The sequence below is a fragment of the Thermococcus marinus genome (assembly GCF_055389025.1).
Map to the genome: position 1 here is coordinate 198,709 of NZ_AP042417.1, position 17,933 is coordinate 216,641.

Sequence of the window (17,933 nt, forward strand, 5' to 3'; positions counted from 1 at the left end):
TATGGGGGCACTGACCACGATGTTCCAAAATTACAAAAATGGCATAAATATAAAATTGGAAAAAGTTATAAATAATTGGAGCATATCCAATGCGACAACCCTTGAGGTGTCGCGACATGAAAAGTGGAAAGGCAACCCTGCTACTCGTGGCCCTGCTGGTGCTCTCCCTGGCACCGCAGGTGTACTACCCCTGGGTTTCTGGAGCAACGACCGTAGAACTGAGGGGCCAGGCCATCGCCTGGGACATCGTGAACCTGACATGGAGCCCCTACGAGGGGACAAAGGCCTATGAGGTCTATCGCTCAACAGACCCAAACGCAATCCTGAGCCCCAGCAACCTCGTAGCGACGGTTAACTGGAGCAGTTACCCCCAGTACGAACCTGGAAAGGTCTACAATCAGGGTGACATCGTTGAGTACAACGGCAAAATATGGCGGGCAAAGTACTGGACGCAGAGCGTCCCCGGAGGCGATGCATGGACTCTTCTTGGAGACGCCGTCCCGACGACCAACTACCTCGATCAGTGGAACCTCAAGGCCAACACGACCTACTACTACGCCGTGGTTCCGGTTCTGGCAGACGGCTCGAGAGGCAGTCCCTCAAACGTCCTGACCGTAACGACGCCCGCCCAGCCGTACAGGGTCGTGGTCTACTACATCTCCTGGGGCAGGTACGCGAGGAAGTTCTACGTCAGCGATATCCCCTGGGAGAAGGTCACCCACGTGAACTATGCCTTCCTGAAGCCGAACGAGGACGGGAGCATAAGCTTCTTCGACAGCTACGGCGACGAGCTCAACCTGGAAGACCTGAAGGAGTACAAGAAAAAGTATCCGCAGGTCAAGGTGCTCATCAGCGTCGGCGGCTGGACCCTGAGCAAGTACTTCTCGGACATAGCGGCAGACCCAGCCAAGAGGCAGAGGTTCGCGGAGAGCGCCCTTGAATACATCAGAAAGTACAACCTCGACGGCCTCGACATTGACTGGGAGTACCCGGGCGGGGGCGGAATGGAAGGAAACCACGTGCGCCCGGACGACGGTAAAAACTTCGTCCTCCTCCTCAAGACCGTCAGAGAGGTGTTCGACAGGGCGGAGCTTGAGGACCACAAGGAGTACCTCCTCACCGCGGCAGTCCCGGCAGACCCAGTCAAGGCAGGAAGGATAGACTGGGCCGAAGCCACCAAGTACCTCGACTTCATAAACGTGATGACGTACGACTACCACGGCGCATGGGACAGCATCACCGGCCACCTCGCGCCGCTCTACGCCGACCCAAACGCCCCGTACACCGACCCGAACATAAAATGGAACTTCAACGTGAACGCTTCCATTCAGTGGTACATCAAGCACGTCCCTGACAAGACCAAAATCGTTCTCGGCCTGCCGTTCTACAGCAGGAGCTTTGCCAACGTTCCGCCCACCAACAACGGCCTGTACCAGCCCTTCAGCGGAACCCCCGACGGAACGTGGGGGCCAGCCTGGGAAACCTACGGCGTGATGGACTACTGGGACGTGGCCGAGAAAAACAAGAGCTCGGAGTACAACTACTACTGGGACCCCGTGGCAATGGTCGCATGGCTGTACTCACCGACGAAGAAGATATTCATAACATTTGACGACCCGAGGGCCATAGGCATAAAGGTAGACTACATGCTCAAGAACGGAATCGGAGGCGTCATGGTATGGGAGATAACCGCGGATAGAAAGCCGGGCACCAACGACCACCCGCTCCTTGACACCGTTCTGGAGCACCTCGGAGAAAAGCCGCCGGCGTGGATTCCCGACACCTACTACCTCGGTGCAAGCGTCCCGGCAAACCTGACCATCCCTGAACCGAGCTATGACAACAGCACGGATTCTGAAGAGCCCAACACCGGAGACGGAAACCAGACCGACACAGGACAGCCGGACAACGAGGCCGGCGGTAACGACAGCGGCCAGCCAGAAGAGAGCCCGGACAACTCAACTGACACCGGAGACACTTCAAACCAGACCATAGAGCCGGTAAAACCGGGTGCGATAGCCGTAAAGCACACCTCATGGGGCACCGGCGGTGAATACGACATAACCCTAAACCTCGGAGGCGAGTACGACTGGAAGCTCTACGTAAAGCTCGAAGGCGCGAGCCTGGCCAGCCACTGGAGCGCCAATAAAGCGGAAAACGGAAGCTGGATTGTCTTCACGCCCCCGAGCTGGAACCGCGGGCCAACTGCAACCTTTGGGTTCACCTACACCGGCGGCAACCCAGAGATGATCGCGGTTCTCGTGGTAAACGGGGCCGTGTGGGACGTGTGGCCCGAAGGGACACCTGTGCCTCCGGAATTCGGCGGACTCAACGGGTCTTCAGGGGACTCTTCAAACGACAACACGGTACCGGGAGACGTTGCACTCCCGGCGAAGGTTCAGTGGCCGGCAAAGGTCTTCTCACCCTACGTCGACATAACGCTCTACCCGACCCCATCAATAAGCGAGATGATGAAGAAAACGGGCGTCAGGTTCTTCAACCTGGCGTTTATCGTGGCGTCCACCAGCGGGGCCTGCGAGCCCGCGTGGGCCGGGGCCTACAAGGTTTCAGACAAGTTTTACCTCGAGGAGATAAACAGGGTCAGGAGCATGGGTGGAGACGTCCTCATAGCCTTCGGAGGCGCTAACGGGCCGTACCTGGCAGAGAAGTGCTCCTCCCCGGAGGACCTGGCTTCGGCCATAGAAGAAGTCATAACAACGTACAACGCCACGTGGCTCACCTTTGACGTGGAGGGGGCGTACCTCCAGAAGATGGAAGACAACGACAAGCGCGCAAAGGCCCTCGCAATGATTCAGAAGAAGTACCCGAACCTAAAGGTCAGCTTCACCCTTCCTGTTCTGCCCAGCGGCCTGACCCAGGCAGGCATAGACTTCCTGAAGAACCTCATCGAGAACGGCGTCAGAATCGACCGCGTTGACATCATGGCGATGGACTACGGCGACTGGGCGGCACCCAACCCCGATGGAAAGATGGGCGAGTACGCGATTCAGGCAGCCAAGAGCACGTTCAACCAGCTTAAGGAGCTGTTCCCCAACAAGAGCGACGCTGAAATCTGGCAGATGCTCTCCATTACCCCAATGATAGGAGTGAACGATATAACAAGCGAGGTGTTCTACCCGAGCGACGCCTGGAAGCTCATGGACTGGGCAAACTCAACCGGCGTTGGAATGCTCTCGATGTGGTCAATGACCAGAGACCACCCGGGAAGCGGCGGTGTTTCCCCGCGCCACTCAGGACTGCCCGACATTGAGGACTACGAGTTCAGCAGGATATTCAACCAGTACACAGACCAGAGCGGCCTCCCGGCCCTGGACTTCACACCAGAACTCGGCCCGATTCCACGGCCGGACACTTCAAACGAGGGCACCCCAGACAACAACCAGACCGACACCGAGCAACCTGACAACACAGACAACGGCACCGACTCAAGCGGAGACCAGAACCCCGCCGGCAACGTCACGCTTGTGAGACCGGGGGCCATTAAGGTTACACTCAACGACTGGGGCAACACCGAGTACGATGTCACACTCGACCTCGGGGGAACCTACGACTGGACGCTGAAAGTGAAGCTCAGAGAGGGCTCATCTATAAGCTCCCACTGGAGCACCAACAAGGCCGAACAGGACGGGTACATCGTGTTCACCCCAATGAGCTGGAACCGCGGGCCAACGGCCACCTTCGGTTTCATAGCAACGGGAAGCAAACCCGTGGAGCAGATGGTGCTCGAAATCAACGGGGAAATCTGGGACATCTGGCCAGAGGGGAGCTCAATATCCCAACCTGACCAGAACCAGAGCGACCAGACACCCTCCCAGAACCAGACCGAAACAATCCCCGACAACACAACCTACGTCCCAGCCGGCCCGGGCCTTCCGGAGCACTTCTTTGCCCCGTACATTGACGTGACGCTGGGCGTCCACAGGCCCCTTGTGGACTACTACAACCTCACCGGGACGCCGTACTTCACCCTGGCCTTCGTCATCTACAGCCAGGCATTCAACGGACCCAGCTGGGGCGGAAAGCTCCCGCTCGATGCCTTCGTTGAGGAGGTCAAGGAGCTGAGGGAGGCCGGGGGCGATGTCATAATAGCGTTCGGCGGTGCGGTTGGGCCCTACCTCTGCCAGCAGGCCCAGAGCGCCGAACAGCTGGCCCAGTGGTACATTCAAGTAATAGACATGTACAACGCAACGTACCTCGACTTTGACATCGAGAGCGGTGTCAATGAAAACGTGTTCATTGAGGCCCTCAAGATAGTGCAGAGGGAGAGGCCCTGGGTCAAGTTCAGCCTTACACTGCCCGCGGACCCAGGAATAGGAGTCGCAAGGGGATACGGGCTCATAGAGAGCCTCGCCAAGAACGGCGTCGAGGTTGACAGGGTCAACCCGATGACCATGGACTACTACTGGACGCCGGCCAACGCCGAGAACGCGATAAAGGTCGCGGAAAACACATTCAGACAGCTCAAACAGATATACCCGAACAAAACGGACAGGGAAATATGGGGAATGATAGGACTGACCCCGATGATCGGAACCAACGACGACAAGAGCGTGTTCACGCTCAGCGACGCCCAGCAGCTCGTTGAGTGGGCAGTTCAGCACGGACTGAGGTCCCTCGCCTTCTGGAGCGTGGACCGCGACCACCCAGGGCCTGAGGGAGAAGTCTCGCCGCTCCACAGGGGAACCAGCGACCCTGACTGGGCCTACAGCCACGTCTTCGTGCAGTTCATGACTGCGTTCCAGCCCCAGGGCGTCGTGCCCCAGGCGGTCGCAGTTTCGATATGATTTTTCTCTTTCCTTATCTCTTTACGGCAGAGGAATCCTCTCGACCTCAAGCCTGTCCCACGTGGGGTACTCCTCAACGATGAAGAACTTCACGTCGCCCTCGATTGCCTCCGCCAGCTCGACTGCCACTTCTTCCGGCATCTCAATCCTGCCCTTCTCGCGGTTGATGTAGAGCCACTCCTCAGGAACCTCCGCTTCTTCCACGAGGAACCGGTAGAGCTCGTCGAGGTCGTCGTATTCAGCGATGCCGAAGCGGAGCGTCCCGTCCTCCGTTACCTCCATGTAAGGTTTAGCCACGTTCTTCGCCATTCTCCTGAGCCTGTTCCTGAGCTGGACGGCGTCCTTGAGCTTGGCGGTGCAGAGGTGGTAGCTCAGCGAGGTGTTCTCCTCGCCCCATTCGAGGAGCTTGAGGCCGAGCTCAAGGGAGCCCTTTATGGCGGAACTCTCGTCGCTTACCGGCTGGTAGCCCATGTCGAGCATCGTCTTAAGGGTGACCTCGCTGAACTCAAGCTCGTTCACGTTGAGGAACTTCGCGCCGAGACTGTCAAGGAACTCCGCGTACCACTTCATCTTCTCGAACTGCCCCGGAATCGAGGGAATCTCGCCGCCGATGTCCCAGTCGAAGTCGAAGGCATTTTTTATGTTCTCAATCTCGACCTTGAAGAGCTTCGAGTTGGGATTGAAGAGGTCAGGGTGAAAGCGTATCTCGTCGAGGCCGGCATCGTAGAGCTTCTCAAGGTTCTTCTTCGTGGCGAGGGCGCCGGTGGTGTAGAGGTGGACGTGGAAGTCCTCTCCAAAAGTCTCCTTGAGGACCCGGATGTACTCAACCGTCCTGTCGAGCCTAGCAAGCGGGTCTCCGCCAGTAACGCCCACTCCCCTGGCCTCTTGAATCATGGTCTCCTCAATGACGTCGTCAATTTTCTTGACTGGCCTCTCGTTGGCATACACGACATCGCCACGCCTCCAGGGGCTCAGCGGGCAGTAAAAGCAGTTCCTCGGGCAGGCTCCAGTTGTGAAGAGGACGAGCTTCTCACCTCTAACGCAGAGCTGACAGCCTTTGGGGAGCTCTCTCACAGCGTATGAAAAGTAAGGCGTCTCCCTGACCATCGACTCACCTCGCTAACCCTAAACGCGGGGGAGAGCTTAAAAAGGTTGGCGGGCAAAGTTGTGGAGATGCCTATGAGGGAGAAGCCGAAGTACCTGCCGCCGACGCTCCGCGAGAAGCACCGCTACATAGCCTTCCAGGTCATCGGGGAGAGGCCGTTTAAGAAGGACGAGATAAAGAGGGCAATCTGGGACGCGAGCCTCTCAACGCTGGGAACCCTCGGATCGGCGAGGGCAAAGCCCTGGTTCATCAAGTTCGACGAGAAGAGCCAGACCGGGATAGTCAGGGTGGACAGGAAGCACGTTGAGGAGCTCCGCTTTGCCCTGACCCTCGTGACCGAGATAAACGGCTCAAAGGCCATCTTCAGAACCCTCGGTGTTTCCGGAACAATAAAAAGGCTGAAAAAGAAATTTTTGGCCGAGTTCGGCTGGCGTTAGCGGAGGAACGGGACGGCCCTGTCAACGGCCCCCTCGTAGACCCTCATGTACCTCCTGCAGGCGTTCTCCCACGTGAAGTCTTTCGTTGCCCTCTTCCGTCCGTTCTCGCGGAGCCTTCTCAGAGTCTCCTCGTCCAGCTCCTTCGCGAACACCATTGCCCTGGCAAGGGCAAATGCGTCCCTCGGCGGGACGAGCAGTCCGGTGGCGTTCTCGGGGTCTGTGTTGAGGTCTATTATTGTGTCCTTGAGTCCGCCGACGGCACTGCCTATCGGCACTGCGCCGAGGCACATAGCTTCTAGCTGGACTAAGCCAAAGGGCTCGAAGTAAGACGGAATCACCACGAAGTCCACCGAGCCGTAGAGCTCCCTGACCGTCTCCCTGCTGAGGAGCTCAGTAACAACTCTAACGTTCTCCGGGAAGCGGTTCTCAACGGCCCTGGCCCAGGCCTCCAATCCTGGGTCGCCCTTACCGATTATGATGAACCTCATTTCCTCGAAGGCCGGGTCTGAAGAGAGTATCTCTATAGCCCTAAGGAGCGTATCAACTCCCTTCTGGGCCCTGTCGAAGCGGCCGATGAACATGAAGGCCTTCCCGTCGCTCAGGCCGAAGCGCTCCAGTATTATCTTCCTCCGCTCTTCCCTCGGCTTGTCCGCGTTCTCAAGGAGCTCCCCATTCCAGAAGGAGCAGTCTATGCCGTTGAAGACGTGCGTGACCTTGCCGTCAAAGTTCCTGAAGAAGTCCCACTCCTCCCACAGGTAGCTCCTGCTCACGGTGGTGACCATGTCTGTGATGTAGCCGGCCGTGTGCTCAGGGTCAATGTCCGGGTAGGGGGCGAGCTCGCTCAGGTTCGCCTCGTGGAAGAGCCAGGCCGGGACTTTGGCCTTGTTGAGCCTGTGGACTGTGAATACGCTCCTTACCCCGAAGTACTTCTTCAGGAGGCCGAGGGCAAAGGCGGTGTGCCAGTCGTGGGCGTGGACTACGTCCGGCTTGAACGTTTCAATGAGGTCGTTCATCAGCCCGACGGCCGCTTTTCCGAAGAGGACAGTTTTTTTTAGCATGGCTTCCCAGCTCGGCCCGTAGACGTCCTGCTCGCTCAAAAGCCCGCCGCCGAGGGAGTAAACGAGGACGCCGTTCTGCTCCCTCCTCCTGACTGTTACCTCGACTTCTTCCCCGAAGGCGGAGACCTTAATGGAGCCGATTACTTCCCCGAGGTTCCGCCCGTGGTCTGGCGTGAAGACAACGACCTCGTTGCCGAGCTTAACTAAGCCTTCGGCTATGCTAGTTATCGCCTCTGCAAGGCCTCCAACCTTGACCGGAAGGTACTCGAAACCCAGCGTTAAGACTTTCATTAGGATACACCCCCAGATGCTAATCAAAGGGTGAACACAATCACAACGGCTCGCTTACCGTAAGTCTGATATCCGTGCTCTCGTAGTCCTCCAGGACAGCAAACATGCCCCCAACTTTCACAATTCCCCCCTCAGTCTCTACGTGAAGGTTGTTAATCGCCTCCCTGAGCGAGAGGGTGTACCCCACCACGAGCCCGCTTATGGTCTCCTCCTTCCCGGTCTCAACGTGCTTGGCCCTGATTGTGGCCATGAGGCGCCTGTCCTTGAGGTGTCTGGAGGCAAAATCAACCGCGTGGAACATGGCAAAAAACCGGAGGTCGTCGGGGTTGTTAATCACCTCCAGCCTCAGCGCCGACTCCTTGAAAATCTCTATTATGAGGCTGTAGTGAGAGAATATTATCTCAGGGTAGGTTGACCTAAAGGCGGGAAGGTTCTTTGATTTGAATGCAGCGTTCTGGACGGCAACAACCTCCTTGCCGTCGGCCATCCCTATAATGTGGTTGAGCCTTTGAAACTCCCTCACAAACAGGTTGCCCCTGCCCCTGAACTTGGAGGGATCCGGAGCCTTGTCGGTGTACACAGAAAGTGTTACTCCCCGCTCGAACGTCCGGAGCAGGTCTTCCTCCAGCTGCCCCCAGAACTCGCTGGGGACAACAACGATTACCTCGTTCTCGGCGGAATCTATCGCCTCCCTGAACATTTCAAGGGCCTCATCAAGGCTTCTGCTCCTCCAGATTGCTGGCCGGTGGTCGTCCCGCTTTACGTCGCGCAGAGCTTTTTCCAGTTGCTCAACTATCGTCTCAAGCTCCTTCTTAAACCTGAGGAACGCTATCCTCGGCGAGTAGGCAGCATAGACTTTGGGGCTGCCCTCTATCTCTGTGACAAACCCCCTCGCCTTCAGGGACGAAACCGTGTCGTAGACCCTGTTATATGGCACCCCGCTTTTTGTTGATATCTCCTTTGCAGTGCTGGGGCCATAGACGAGGAGCGTCCAGTATGTCAGGATTTCATATTTTGTAAAGCCAATCTCGCTCAGCGCCTGCATGAGGTTTGAGGGGATTTCCATTCGTCACCACCCACATGCACAAAAAATAAAGGTGTTAAGAAAGTTTGGCCAGAAGGTCAAGGTACCTTTCAAGGTGCTTGGTGATGATGAAATTCCCCTTGACCCTCTCTTTGGCCTTCCTGCCCATCTCCCTTGCGACCTCGGGGTGCTTGATGAGGTATATGGCTTTCTCCGCGGCCTCGTTGACGTCCCTAATGAGGAACCCCGTCTCCCCGTCGATGATCTGGAGCTTTATCCCCCCAACAGCCCTCCCGATTACCGGCTTCTCCTTCCACATCGCCTCGGTAACTGTCAGGCCGAAGCCTTCCCTGATGGACATCTGAAGGACTACGTCGCTTGCCCTCTGGAAGGCGTTTACCTCCCTCGCGTGGACTCCGTTGAAGTTAGTGAGCACCTTGACGTCGTAGTCCTCACCGATTTTCCTCAGGGTCTTCTCGAAGTACACCCACCCCTCCGGGTCGTCGTGGGCCATTACACCGACCAGGAGGAGCTGGACGTCGGGGATTTTCTCCTTGACCTTCCTGTAAACGTCAATGACGTCGAAGACGCCCTTCCACGGGTCAAAGCGGGCGACCTGGGTGAGGATTGGCCTGTCCGGGTCGACGTCAAACCTCTCAAGCGTCCTGAGTACCTCAGTCTCGCTCAGCTCCATGTTCTTCTCGCTGAGGGGGTCAATTGATGGCGGCATTATGACGACTTTGTCCCCCTCAAGGTCGCTCTGTACGTACTCCTCCATGTGAAATATGTACGCGTCGTATTTTTCCACGAACCGCCTCAGGAACTTCCAGAACTCCATGTTGGGGTCGCTCAGGTCGATGTGGCACCTCCATATCCACGGCCGCTTCTTCTCATAGAACTCGACGAGCGGTGCCGGCTGCGGGTCGTGGATGAGCACGTAGTCGAAGGAGCCCAAGTCAACGTCCCCGGCGTTCTTCCTGTTGGTCTCAATGTAGAGGCGCTTCATATCTTCGGTTAAGCGGAGCTCCTTGTTCCCCTGGAGGGCGTTGTGGAAGCTCTTCGTGACGTTGAAGAACTCATCGGTGCCCTCGATGACGAACCACCTGGCGTCCAGCCCAACGTCCCTCATCAGGGGAACGAGGTTGTGAAGGATTTCGGCGACGCCACCTCCAAAGGACGTCGAGTTCACGTTGGCAAAGGTCGCGCCTTTTACGCGCTCCGCCTTTTCAAGTATCCTGTTCAGGGCTTCCTCACCGATTATTCCCTTGTAGTCCTGGAGCCTCTTTCCCGTTCCCCCAAACTCAGTTACCTCAAACATGCAACCACCTCACTCTCCCTTTATGGCACCAGCGGTAAGCCCGCTGACGATATACCTCTGGAAGATGAGCGCCAGTATGACCAGCGGAATTGTCGAGATTGCAGAGGCGGCCATTATGTTGCCCCAGGGCACCTCTCCGTGAACTCCCTGGAACAGGGCTATGCCCACGGGCACCGTCCTGGCTCTGTAGTCCGTCGTGAAGAGCAGGGCAAACATGAACTCGTTGAAGGCCGCTATGAAGACCAGGAGGGCCGTTGAAAACAGGGCCGGTGCAGACAGCGGCAGTATGACCTTGTAAAGCGTCTGAATTCTCGATGCGCCGTCTATCATGGCGGCCTCATCGAGGTCCTTGGGGAGCTGGGAGAAGTAACTGAGGAGCATCCAGAGGGCCAGGGGCAGTGTCCACGCCACGTAGGGGAAAAACAGGGCCTTGTAGGTGTTTATCCACCCCAGCTTTTCAATGAACTTGAACAGGTAACCCACCAGGCTTATCTGCGGGAACATCGAGACTCCAAGGACAAAGATGGGCACCACGAGCCTGCCCCTGAAGTTTATCCTTGAGACCGCGTACGCTCCTAAGGCGGAGGTCATGACGGTCGTGATTGTCACAATGGTGGCTATGACAATGCTGTTCCTGAAGTAGTCCAGGAAGTGGAGCGTCGGGTCGCTGAGGACTGTCCTGTAGTTATCCAGCGTGAACTCGAAGCGGACGTAGGGGGACCCCAGGAAGGTCGCGTCTTTTGTGAACGAGATTATTATCATCCAGACGAATGGAAAGAGGCACACCAGCACCATCAGGGCCGCCCCGATGATTAGCAGGGCCTTTTTGAGGGACTTCTCGTTCATTTCAATCCCTCCTGGAACCGTCCTACCTTGAGGTACACCACCGTAAAGCTCAGGACAGTCAGGAAGGTGATTATCGAGATTGCAGAGCCGACGCCGTAGTCACCGAGGTTGTAGTAGTTGAAGGCCAGCATGGAGAGGGACATCGTGGCTCCGCCCGGCCCCCCGCCTGTGAGGACGTAGATGACGTCGAACACCCTCAGGGCGTCTATCGTCCTCAGCGTCACCGCGACTATCAGGACAGGCCTGAGGAGGGGCAGGGTCACGTGCCTGAACCTCTGAAACATGTTCGCCCCGTCTATGATGGCGGCCTCGTACGTGTCACCGGGTATGGCCTGAAGCCCCGCAAGGAGAAGGAGCGTCATGAAGGGCGTTGTCTTCCACACGTCTGCAAAAACCACCGCAAAGAACGCGCTCAGGGGGCTTCCAAGCCAGTTAACACCACCCAGCCCAATTGAGTTCAGAATCCAGTTAAAGAGGCCGTAGCTGTAGTTATACATAAGCTCCCAGGTTCTGGCAGAAATTATGGTGGGAACCGCCCAAGGGATAAGGACTATAGCCCTCAAAATTCCCCTTCCTTTCATACGCTCGTTCAGTATGAGCGCAAAGGCCAGACCGAGTATCGTCTCAAGACCGACACTCACGAGGGAGAACGACACAGTAACGAAGAGGGAGTACCAGAACTCTCTCTTGCTGAGCACGTTAATATAGTTATCAAGCCCCACGAACTTAAAACCCGGGATAAAGGTCACGTCCCTGTGCAGGCTTATCCAGAAGGTTCCAAGAACAGGTATTATGATGAAGAGCACCACAAACGCCAGCATGGGGGACAGCATTCCATAGGCGAGCTTCTCTTCGGGGTACCTTGCACCACCCATTGGCACCACCTCATTGGACGTCGCAGACCCGCTGAAAAAAGAAAGAACAGGAACTTCAGCCGTACTGCTTGACCAGCTCCTCGGCCTCCTGTTGGGCCTTGTCGAGGGCCTCCTGTGGGCTCATGCTACCTGCAAGGGCCGCATTAACGTACTTCTGGATAATCTGGCTGAGCTGTGGGTAGTACGGGACGATTGGCCTCGGAACTGCGTTCTCGAAAACGCTCCTGAGGTTCTTCAGGTGGGGAGCGGCCTTCAAGACGTCCTGGTCATCGTAGACATCCGTCCTTCCGGGGTTCCAGCCGAGGTTTATGGCGAAGTTCTTCTGCTGCTCGTAGCTCTCAACGAACTTAACGAAGGCCCAGGCGAGCTCCTTGTTGTCGGAATACTTGTTTATACCGATGTGCCAGCCTCCAAGGGTGGCCGCGCTCTTGTGTCCAGGGAAGTGCGGGAGCGGGGCTATCCCGACCTTGCCCTTGACAGGGGAGTCGTTGGCGTTGTGGAGTCCCCATGCGTACGGCCAGTTCCTCTCAAATGCGGCGTTGCCCTGCTGGAACGTAAGCCTGACGGGCTCCTCGGTCATCTCGGTGTAGGTGCTCGGCGGTGACACCTTGTACTCGTGTATCAGGTCCACCATGAACTGAAGGGCCTCGACGTTCTCAGGCTTGTTCAGGGTCGGAACCCACTTGCCATTCTCAAAGTGTCCGAGCTCGCCGCCGTTGCTGTATACATACTCGACGAAGTCACACACGAGCCCTTCGTACTGTTTACCCTGCCAAACGAAGCCCCAGAAGTTGGGGTTGCCCTGCCTCTCGCCCTCCTGTATCTTCTGAGCCATCTCTACAAGCTCATCCCAGGTCTCGGGCGGCTTGTCGTAGCCGTACTTCTGGAGGAGGTCTGTCCTGTAGTAGAGCAGGCCGGCATCAACGTAAACAGGAAGTGCCCAGAGCTTTCCGTTCTGCCTGTCGGCAAGGTTGATGACGCTCTGGAAGAAAACACTTAGGTCGTAGTTGTCCCTCTCAACATAAGAATCGAGAGGCTCAAGCCATCCGGACGCAATGAACTGGCCGAGCCAGGCGACGTCCATCAGAAAGACATCAGGATCACTCGACTTGGACCTCAGCGCGTTCACGAGGTCGAGTCTTCTCTGGTCGGTGTCAGTTGCCTGTCTCTTAAGCTCAACCGTGACTCCCGGATGCTCCTTCTCAAACTCAGCAATGACATTCTTCCAGTACTCAATTTCGTTTGGAGCACCGCCAACTGCAAAAACAATCTTCCCTTCAAGCTTGGTGCTCTCAGTGCCGGTAGTGGACTCTGAGGTTCCACCAATGCAGCCGCTGGCTATCACGGCAGATATCACAAGACCCAACAGAACTATCCCCCAGAGGGGCCTTTTCCCCATGCTCATATGAGGACACCTCATGATGGTATGTATACTAAAAGTATATATGCTTTGTGGTACCGATACAGGCACAAGAAACGATATGTACACCAAAGAACAAAAATTAACATCGAACCAATTTTTCAATCTCGGCTGCACCATAGAGTATCCACAAAAACGCGTTCTCCACGACCAAAACTCGACCGGACAGGTTATAAGACCTTTGAGGATATAGCTATATACTCGACGTATACAACAGAGCCATAAAAAGAAAAGCGGAATCACTCAAGGAGTATGAACTTCTCTCCCTCGACGTCTTCGAAGTAGCTTCCGATTCCCCCGACCTTGAGCTCCTTACCGTCGCTCCTGACGGTTATGTTGGCGGTCAGCGGGGTGTACTCGTAATCAACTACTTCGCCTTCAATGGTAACGGGCTCCTTGGTGTCAACGAGCCTTCCAACGACCTCAATTTTCTTCGGGAGCTTGACGTACTTCAGGACTGTAATGAGAGTCCTGATGTTCACCAGCGACAGGGGCTTGGGCAGGGCCTCGTAGTTGAGGGGCTTTACGACCTCGCTGTTGTCGAAGTAAATCGTGTAGAACCAGTGCATGTAGTTCTGGATAATCTTGGGGCTCTTGGCCCAGAAGGAGTAGAACTTCTCGCGTCTTTTATCCCGTGGAAGGGCACCGAAGAAGAGGGCGTAATCTATGTCACCGATTACCCAGCTGGCCATTAACCAGGGGGCTCCTCCAGTCCTCGCGAGGAGTATGTTGTCGGCCCTGAGCCAGTCCGGAATTTCCTCACCCACGTTCGTGATTATAACAAAGATTATATCCTTTCTAGCCCTGATATCGCCCTTCAAGAGCTTAAGGAACTCCAACGGGGTGTTTATCAGAACCTCGTGCTTTGCAGTCCTTATCACATACTCCGCGCGCTCAACGGTGTTGTCAAAGCCCTGGATTGTCCATACCTCCGGCAGGTCCTCGCCGTGAACCTCGCGGTAGAGCTCAAGGAAAGCCTTCTTGAGGTTCTCGATGTCCTCTATGAAGTCCTCCTTTATCTTCTCCAGAACGACCTCAGGGTTGACGGGCTTGTAAAGCCTGGGCGAGCCCTGCATGACGTCAACGAACCCCTTTCTGTGGAGGGAGCTGAGAACGTCGTAAACCCTCGTGTGCGGAATCCCGCTCTCCTTCGTTATGTCCGTGGCCTTGCTGGGGCCGAGTTTGAGAAGAGTTATGTAAGCTAAACTCTCATACTTAGTAAGGCCGAGCCTCTGGAGCTTTTCAATTATTTCCTCCTCCCTCATGATATGACCTCCAACCTTTTAAATTTCACCGGCGGCAGTTTATTCATCAGTAGTGATACGTGGTGGTGGAAGTGTATAAAACTTTCGGGTTCAGGGCTGACAAGAAATTTGGCAGAGTAGCCGAAGTCGAGTTTTCAATCCCCTATGGGGGAGAAAAGTATGCGTATCTCCTCGGAAGCTTCAACGCCTTCAACGAGGGCTCCTTCCGAATGAAAAAGAAAGGAGAACGGTGGAGCATCACGGTCGAGCTCCCTGAAGGCGTCTGGCACTACGCGTTTTCCCTTGGGGGGAAGTTCACCGTAGACCCCGAAAATCCCAGGAGAGAAGCATACAGACGTATATCGTACAAGTTCGAGAAGGAGACGAGCGTCGCCGTCATCAAGGGGCCGGGGAAGTTTTTCCACAGACCCAGTGCGGTCTACCTGTATTCCTTCGCCGGGAGAACCCACATCATATTACGGTCTGAGCCCAATCTGGTAAAAGAAGCCTCCGTTGTTCTTGGGAACGAGAGCTTTCCCGTGAGGAGAAAAGCCGGCGATGAGCTTTTTGAGTACTTTGAGGCCGTCCTGCCCAAAAAAGGCGAGATCGAATATCGCTTTGAAATCCGGAGAAAAGATGGAGAAATCGAGACCCTCGGGCCCTTCAGGGCTAGTCCCTATAAACTGGAAGCCCCGAGATGGGTTTTTGACAGGGTGTTCTACCAGATAATGCCGGACAGGTTTGAGAAGGGCCTTCAGAATGCGCCAGAAGAAGGGCTCCGTGGGGAGCAGTTCCACGGCGGCGACCTTGAGGGGGTAAGGCGGAGGCTGGAGCACCTCGAAGAGCTCGGTATAAACGCTCTCTACCTCACCCCCATATTCGAGTCCATGACGTACCACCGCTACGACGTTACCGACTACTTCCACGTTGACAGAAAGCTTGGAGGGGACGAGACTTTCTCCCGGCTGGTCCAGGAGCTTAAAGAGAGGGGCATTAAACTCATTCTCGACGGGGTCTTCCACCACACGAGCTTTTTCCACCCGTACTTCCAGGACGTTCTCACAAAGGGGGAGAAGAGCCGCTACAAGGACTTCTACCGGATATTGGACTTCCCCGCTGTCCCTGAAGAGTTCCTGGAAGTCCTGAACTCCGACCTCCCAGGGGTGGAAAAATACAGGAAGCTCAAGGAGCTAAAATGGAATTACGAGTCCTTCTTCTCTGTATGGGCGATGCCGAGGCTCAACCACGACAACCCAGAGGTAAGGAGCTTCGTGAGGGATGTAATGAAGTACTGGCTCGACAGGGGGGCAGACGGCTGGAGGCTGGACGTCGCACACGGCGTCCCCCCTGAGCTCTGGAGGGAAGTCAGGTCAGCCCTCCCAGAGGACGCGTACCTGATGGGGGAGGTCATGGACGACGCCCGGCCCTGGGTCTTCGACGCCTTTCACGGCACCATGAACTACCCGCTTTACGACCTCATCCTGAGGTTCTTTGTGGAAAGGGAAATCACAGCGGAGGAGTTCCTTAACGGTCTTGAGCTCCTAAGCGCCCGCCTGGGCCCGGCTGAATATGCTATGTACAACTTCCTCGACAACCACGACACCGAACGCTTCCTCGACCTCGTCGGGGACAAGAAAAAGTACCTCTGTGCCCTCGCCTTCCTGATGACGTACAAGGGAATCCCCTCGATATTCTACGGCGATGAAATAGGGCTGAAGGGTCGGCTCAACGGCGGCCTGAGCGCAGGCAGGGCTCCAATGACCTGGAACCTGGGAGAGTGGGACACCGAAATCCTTGACGTCACGAGGACACTCATTAACCTGAGGAAAGAGAGCAGGGCACTCCAGCTCGGCACTTTCAGACCGCTGAAGTTCGAGGATGGCCTGCTCGTTTACGAGAGGGCCTACGAGGAGGAGAAAGTTATGGTGGCCATAAACTACTCAGGAGAAGAAGCAGAACTGGAGCTTCCTGCAGGATATCGGAAAGTAAGGGGAGCACAGCGCATTGTGCTCCGCCCGTGGTCTTTTGCTGTGCTCACTTTCAAGGAGTAGACCCCTATGTACATTTTTATCCAGACCCACAAGAGTGGGCAGGTGAGCGCAAGATATATATATCACCAAGAATGATACTTAATCACCAAAGATGAGGCGGGTGATAAAGTATGAAAAAGGCCCTGTTTGCCCTGATTTTGGTAGGCCTTATGGCCTTTAGCGTAGTGGCCAGCGGCTGCATCTCCTCGAACGAGGAGAGCACGAGCCAAACCACCAGCTCTTCGAGCCCCAATGAAACAACCACGAGCTCCCCGTCCCCCACGGAGACAACCACTCCTACGCCCGAGGAGACGGAATGTGGAAGCGGAAAGGTCGTAATCTGGCACAAAATGCAGCCCAACGAGCTTGAGGTCTTCCAGAGCCTCGCAGAGGAGTACATGGCAATGTGCCCCGAGGTTGAGATAGTCTTCGAGCAGAAGCCGAACCTTGAGGACGCCCTCAAGGCCGCCATCCCGACCGGCCAGGGCCCAGACCTCTTCATATGGGCCCACGACTGGATTGGGAAGTTCGCCGATGCGGGCCTTCTTGAGCCCATAGACGACTACGTCACCGACGACATCCTAAACCTCTTCGTCCCGATGGGCCAGGACGCAATGCAGTACAAGGGCCACTACTACGCCATGCCCTTCTCCGCTGAGACCGTCGCCATCATCTACAACAAGGACATGGTCAGCGAGCCACCCAAGACCTTCGACGATATGAAGGCCATAATGGAGAAGTACTACGACCCGGACAACGAGAAGTACGGAATAGCCTGGCCGATAAACGCCTACTTCATCTCCGGCATTGCCCAGGCCTTCGGTGGTTACTACTTCGACGACCAGACTGAAATGCCAGGCCTTGACAAGCCCGAAACAATAGAGGGCTTCGAGTTCTTCTTTAAGAACATCTGGCCATACATGGCCCCGACCGCCGACTACAACACCCAGCAGAGCATCTTCCTTGAAAAGCGCGCCCCAATGATGGTGAACGGCCCGTGGAGCATAAGCGACGTCAAGAAAGCTGGCATAGACTTCGGCGTCGTCCCGCTCCCGCCGATAACCAAGGACGGCAAGGAGTACTGGCCGAGGCCCTACGGCGGAGTCAAGAACATCTACTTCGCCGCGAGCATAAAGAACAAGGAGGCCGCCTGGAAGTTCGTCAAGTGGTTCACCACCAATCCCGACGTTATCAAGGAGCTCTCACTCCAGCTCGGATACATTCCAGTCCTTAAGGGAGTCCTCAACGACCCAGAAATCCAGGCTGACCCCGTCATCTACGGCTTTGGCCAGGCAGTCCAGCACGCCTACCTGATGCCAAAGAGCCCGAAGATGGGCGCAGTCTGGGGCGGTGTTGACGGAGCCATCAACGAAATACTCAAGGACCCGACCAACGCCAACATAGCCGAGATCCTCAAGAATCACCAGCAGGAGATACTTGAAAACATAGAGGGTTGACTTCTTACTTTTCTACAATTTTT

The 17,933-nt window shown here is 55.9% G+C and carries 12 protein-coding genes; 4 read left to right on the forward strand and 8 right to left on the reverse strand.

Annotation, left to right across the window (positions count from 1 at the left end; genetic code table 11):
- The first annotated feature begins 116 nt into the window (after positions 1 to 116).
- On the forward strand, positions 117 to 4,805 hold the full coding sequence (locus tag ACZ5ER_RS01135; RefSeq protein ID WP_464934615.1) for a glycosyl hydrolase family 18 protein: 4,689 nt from the start codon (positions 117 to 119) through the stop codon (positions 4,803 to 4,805).
- Positions 4,806 to 4,826: 21 nt separating this feature from the next.
- On the opposite strand, the gene ACZ5ER_RS01140 is transcribed toward ACZ5ER_RS01135, so the two are convergent.
- Positions 4,827 to 5,912, reverse strand: coding sequence for a radical SAM protein (locus ACZ5ER_RS01140; RefSeq protein WP_050002476.1), 1,086 nt, complete (start codon positions 5,910 to 5,912; stop codon positions 4,827 to 4,829).
- A gap of 72 nt (positions 5,913 to 5,984) precedes the next feature.
- Between ACZ5ER_RS01140 and ACZ5ER_RS01145 the strand changes: the two genes are divergently transcribed.
- The gene (locus ACZ5ER_RS01145; RefSeq protein ID WP_050002475.1) at positions 5,985 to 6,347 is read left to right on the forward strand and encodes a ribonuclease P protein component 2; all 363 of its coding nucleotides are present in this window, start codon (positions 5,985 to 5,987) and stop codon (positions 6,345 to 6,347) included.
- Here ACZ5ER_RS01145 and ACZ5ER_RS01150 read toward each other — a convergent pair.
- From ACZ5ER_RS01150 to trmBL1, 7 genes are all read right to left on the reverse strand, one after another.
- Positions 6,344 to 7,696 (reverse strand): glycogen/starch synthase, encoded by a 1,353-nt coding sequence (locus ACZ5ER_RS01150; protein WP_464934616.1) that lies wholly within the window; start codon positions 7,694 to 7,696, stop codon positions 6,344 to 6,346. The genes ACZ5ER_RS01145 and ACZ5ER_RS01150 overlap by 4 nt on opposite strands.
- A 40-nt stretch (positions 7,697 to 7,736) precedes the next feature.
- A complete protein-coding gene (gene trmB / locus ACZ5ER_RS01155; RefSeq protein WP_050002473.1) occupies positions 7,737 to 8,762 on the reverse strand; it encodes an HTH-type sugar-sensing transcriptional regulator TrmB in 1,026 nt (341 codons plus the stop codon).
- 34 nt (positions 8,763 to 8,796) lie between these two features.
- Positions 8,797 to 10,038 (reverse strand): trehalose synthase, encoded by a 1,242-nt coding sequence (gene treT / locus ACZ5ER_RS01160; RefSeq protein ID WP_464934617.1) that lies wholly within the window; start codon positions 10,036 to 10,038, stop codon positions 8,797 to 8,799.
- 9 nt (positions 10,039 to 10,047) lie between these two features.
- Entirely contained in the window at positions 10,048 to 10,884 is an 837-nt protein-coding gene (malG, locus tag ACZ5ER_RS01165; RefSeq protein ID WP_464934618.1) for a trehalose/maltose ABC transporter permease MalG, read from the reverse strand.
- The gene (locus ACZ5ER_RS01170; protein WP_050002470.1) at positions 10,881 to 11,759 is read right to left on the reverse strand and encodes a carbohydrate ABC transporter permease; all 879 of its coding nucleotides are present in this window, start codon (positions 11,757 to 11,759) and stop codon (positions 10,881 to 10,883) included. Before ACZ5ER_RS01170 ends, malG begins: the two co-directional genes overlap by 4 nt.
- A gap of 55 nt (positions 11,760 to 11,814) precedes the next feature.
- Positions 11,815 to 13,158 carry an ABC transporter substrate-binding protein gene (locus tag ACZ5ER_RS01175; protein ID WP_394297636.1) on the reverse strand — a complete coding sequence of 448 codons (1,344 nt, stop codon included), beginning with the start codon at positions 13,156 to 13,158 and terminating at the stop codon, positions 11,815 to 11,817.
- A gap of 260 nt (positions 13,159 to 13,418) precedes the next feature.
- On the reverse strand, positions 13,419 to 14,444 hold the full coding sequence (trmBL1, locus tag ACZ5ER_RS01180; RefSeq protein WP_050002468.1) for an HTH-type sugar sensing transcriptional regulator TrmBL1: 1,026 nt from the start codon (positions 14,442 to 14,444) through the stop codon (positions 13,419 to 13,421).
- Positions 14,445 to 14,515: 71 nt separating this feature from the next.
- On the opposite strand from trmBL1, the gene ACZ5ER_RS01185 reads away from it, so the two are divergent.
- On the forward strand, positions 14,516 to 16,474 hold the full coding sequence (locus ACZ5ER_RS01185; RefSeq protein WP_050002467.1) for an alpha amylase N-terminal ig-like domain-containing protein: 1,959 nt from the start codon (positions 14,516 to 14,518) through the stop codon (positions 16,472 to 16,474).
- A gap of 110 nt (positions 16,475 to 16,584) precedes the next feature.
- On the forward strand, positions 16,585 to 17,910 hold the full coding sequence (locus tag ACZ5ER_RS01190) for an extracellular solute-binding protein (protein ID WP_050002466.1): 1,326 nt from the start codon (positions 16,585 to 16,587) through the stop codon (positions 17,908 to 17,910).
- Positions 17,911 to 17,933: the final 23 nt, after the last annotated feature.

Coding starts and splice junctions, on each gene's coding strand:
- ACZ5ER_RS01135 (WP_464934615.1), top strand. CDS start 117: ATGAAAAGTGGAAAGGCAACCCTGCTACTCGTGGCCCTGCTGGTGCTC.
- ACZ5ER_RS01140 (WP_050002476.1), bottom strand. CDS start 5,912: ATGGTCAGGGAGACGCCTTACTTTTCATACGCTGTGAGAGAGCTCCCC.
- ACZ5ER_RS01145 (WP_050002475.1), top strand. CDS start 5,985: ATGAGGGAGAAGCCGAAGTACCTGCCGCCGACGCTCCGCGAGAAGCAC.
- ACZ5ER_RS01150 (WP_464934616.1), bottom strand. CDS start 7,696: ATGAAAGTCTTAACGCTGGGTTTCGAGTACCTTCCGGTCAAGGTTGGA.
- trmB (WP_050002473.1), bottom strand. CDS start 8,762: ATGGAAATCCCCTCAAACCTCATGCAGGCGCTGAGCGAGATTGGCTTT.
- treT (WP_464934617.1), bottom strand. CDS start 10,038: ATGTTTGAGGTAACTGAGTTTGGGGGAACGGGAAAGAGGCTCCAGGAC.
- malG (WP_464934618.1), bottom strand. CDS start 10,884: ATGAACGAGAAGTCCCTCAAAAAGGCCCTGCTAATCATCGGGGCGGCC.
- ACZ5ER_RS01170 (WP_050002470.1), bottom strand. CDS start 11,759: ATGGGTGGTGCAAGGTACCCCGAAGAGAAGCTCGCCTATGGAATGCTG.
- ACZ5ER_RS01175 (WP_394297636.1), bottom strand. CDS start 13,158: ATGGGGAAAAGGCCCCTCTGGGGGATAGTTCTGTTGGGTCTTGTGATA.
- trmBL1 (WP_050002468.1), bottom strand. CDS start 14,444: ATGAGGGAGGAGGAAATAATTGAAAAGCTCCAGAGGCTCGGCCTTACT.
- ACZ5ER_RS01190 (WP_050002466.1), top strand. CDS start 16,585: ATGAAAAAGGCCCTGTTTGCCCTGATTTTGGTAGGCCTTATGGCCTTT.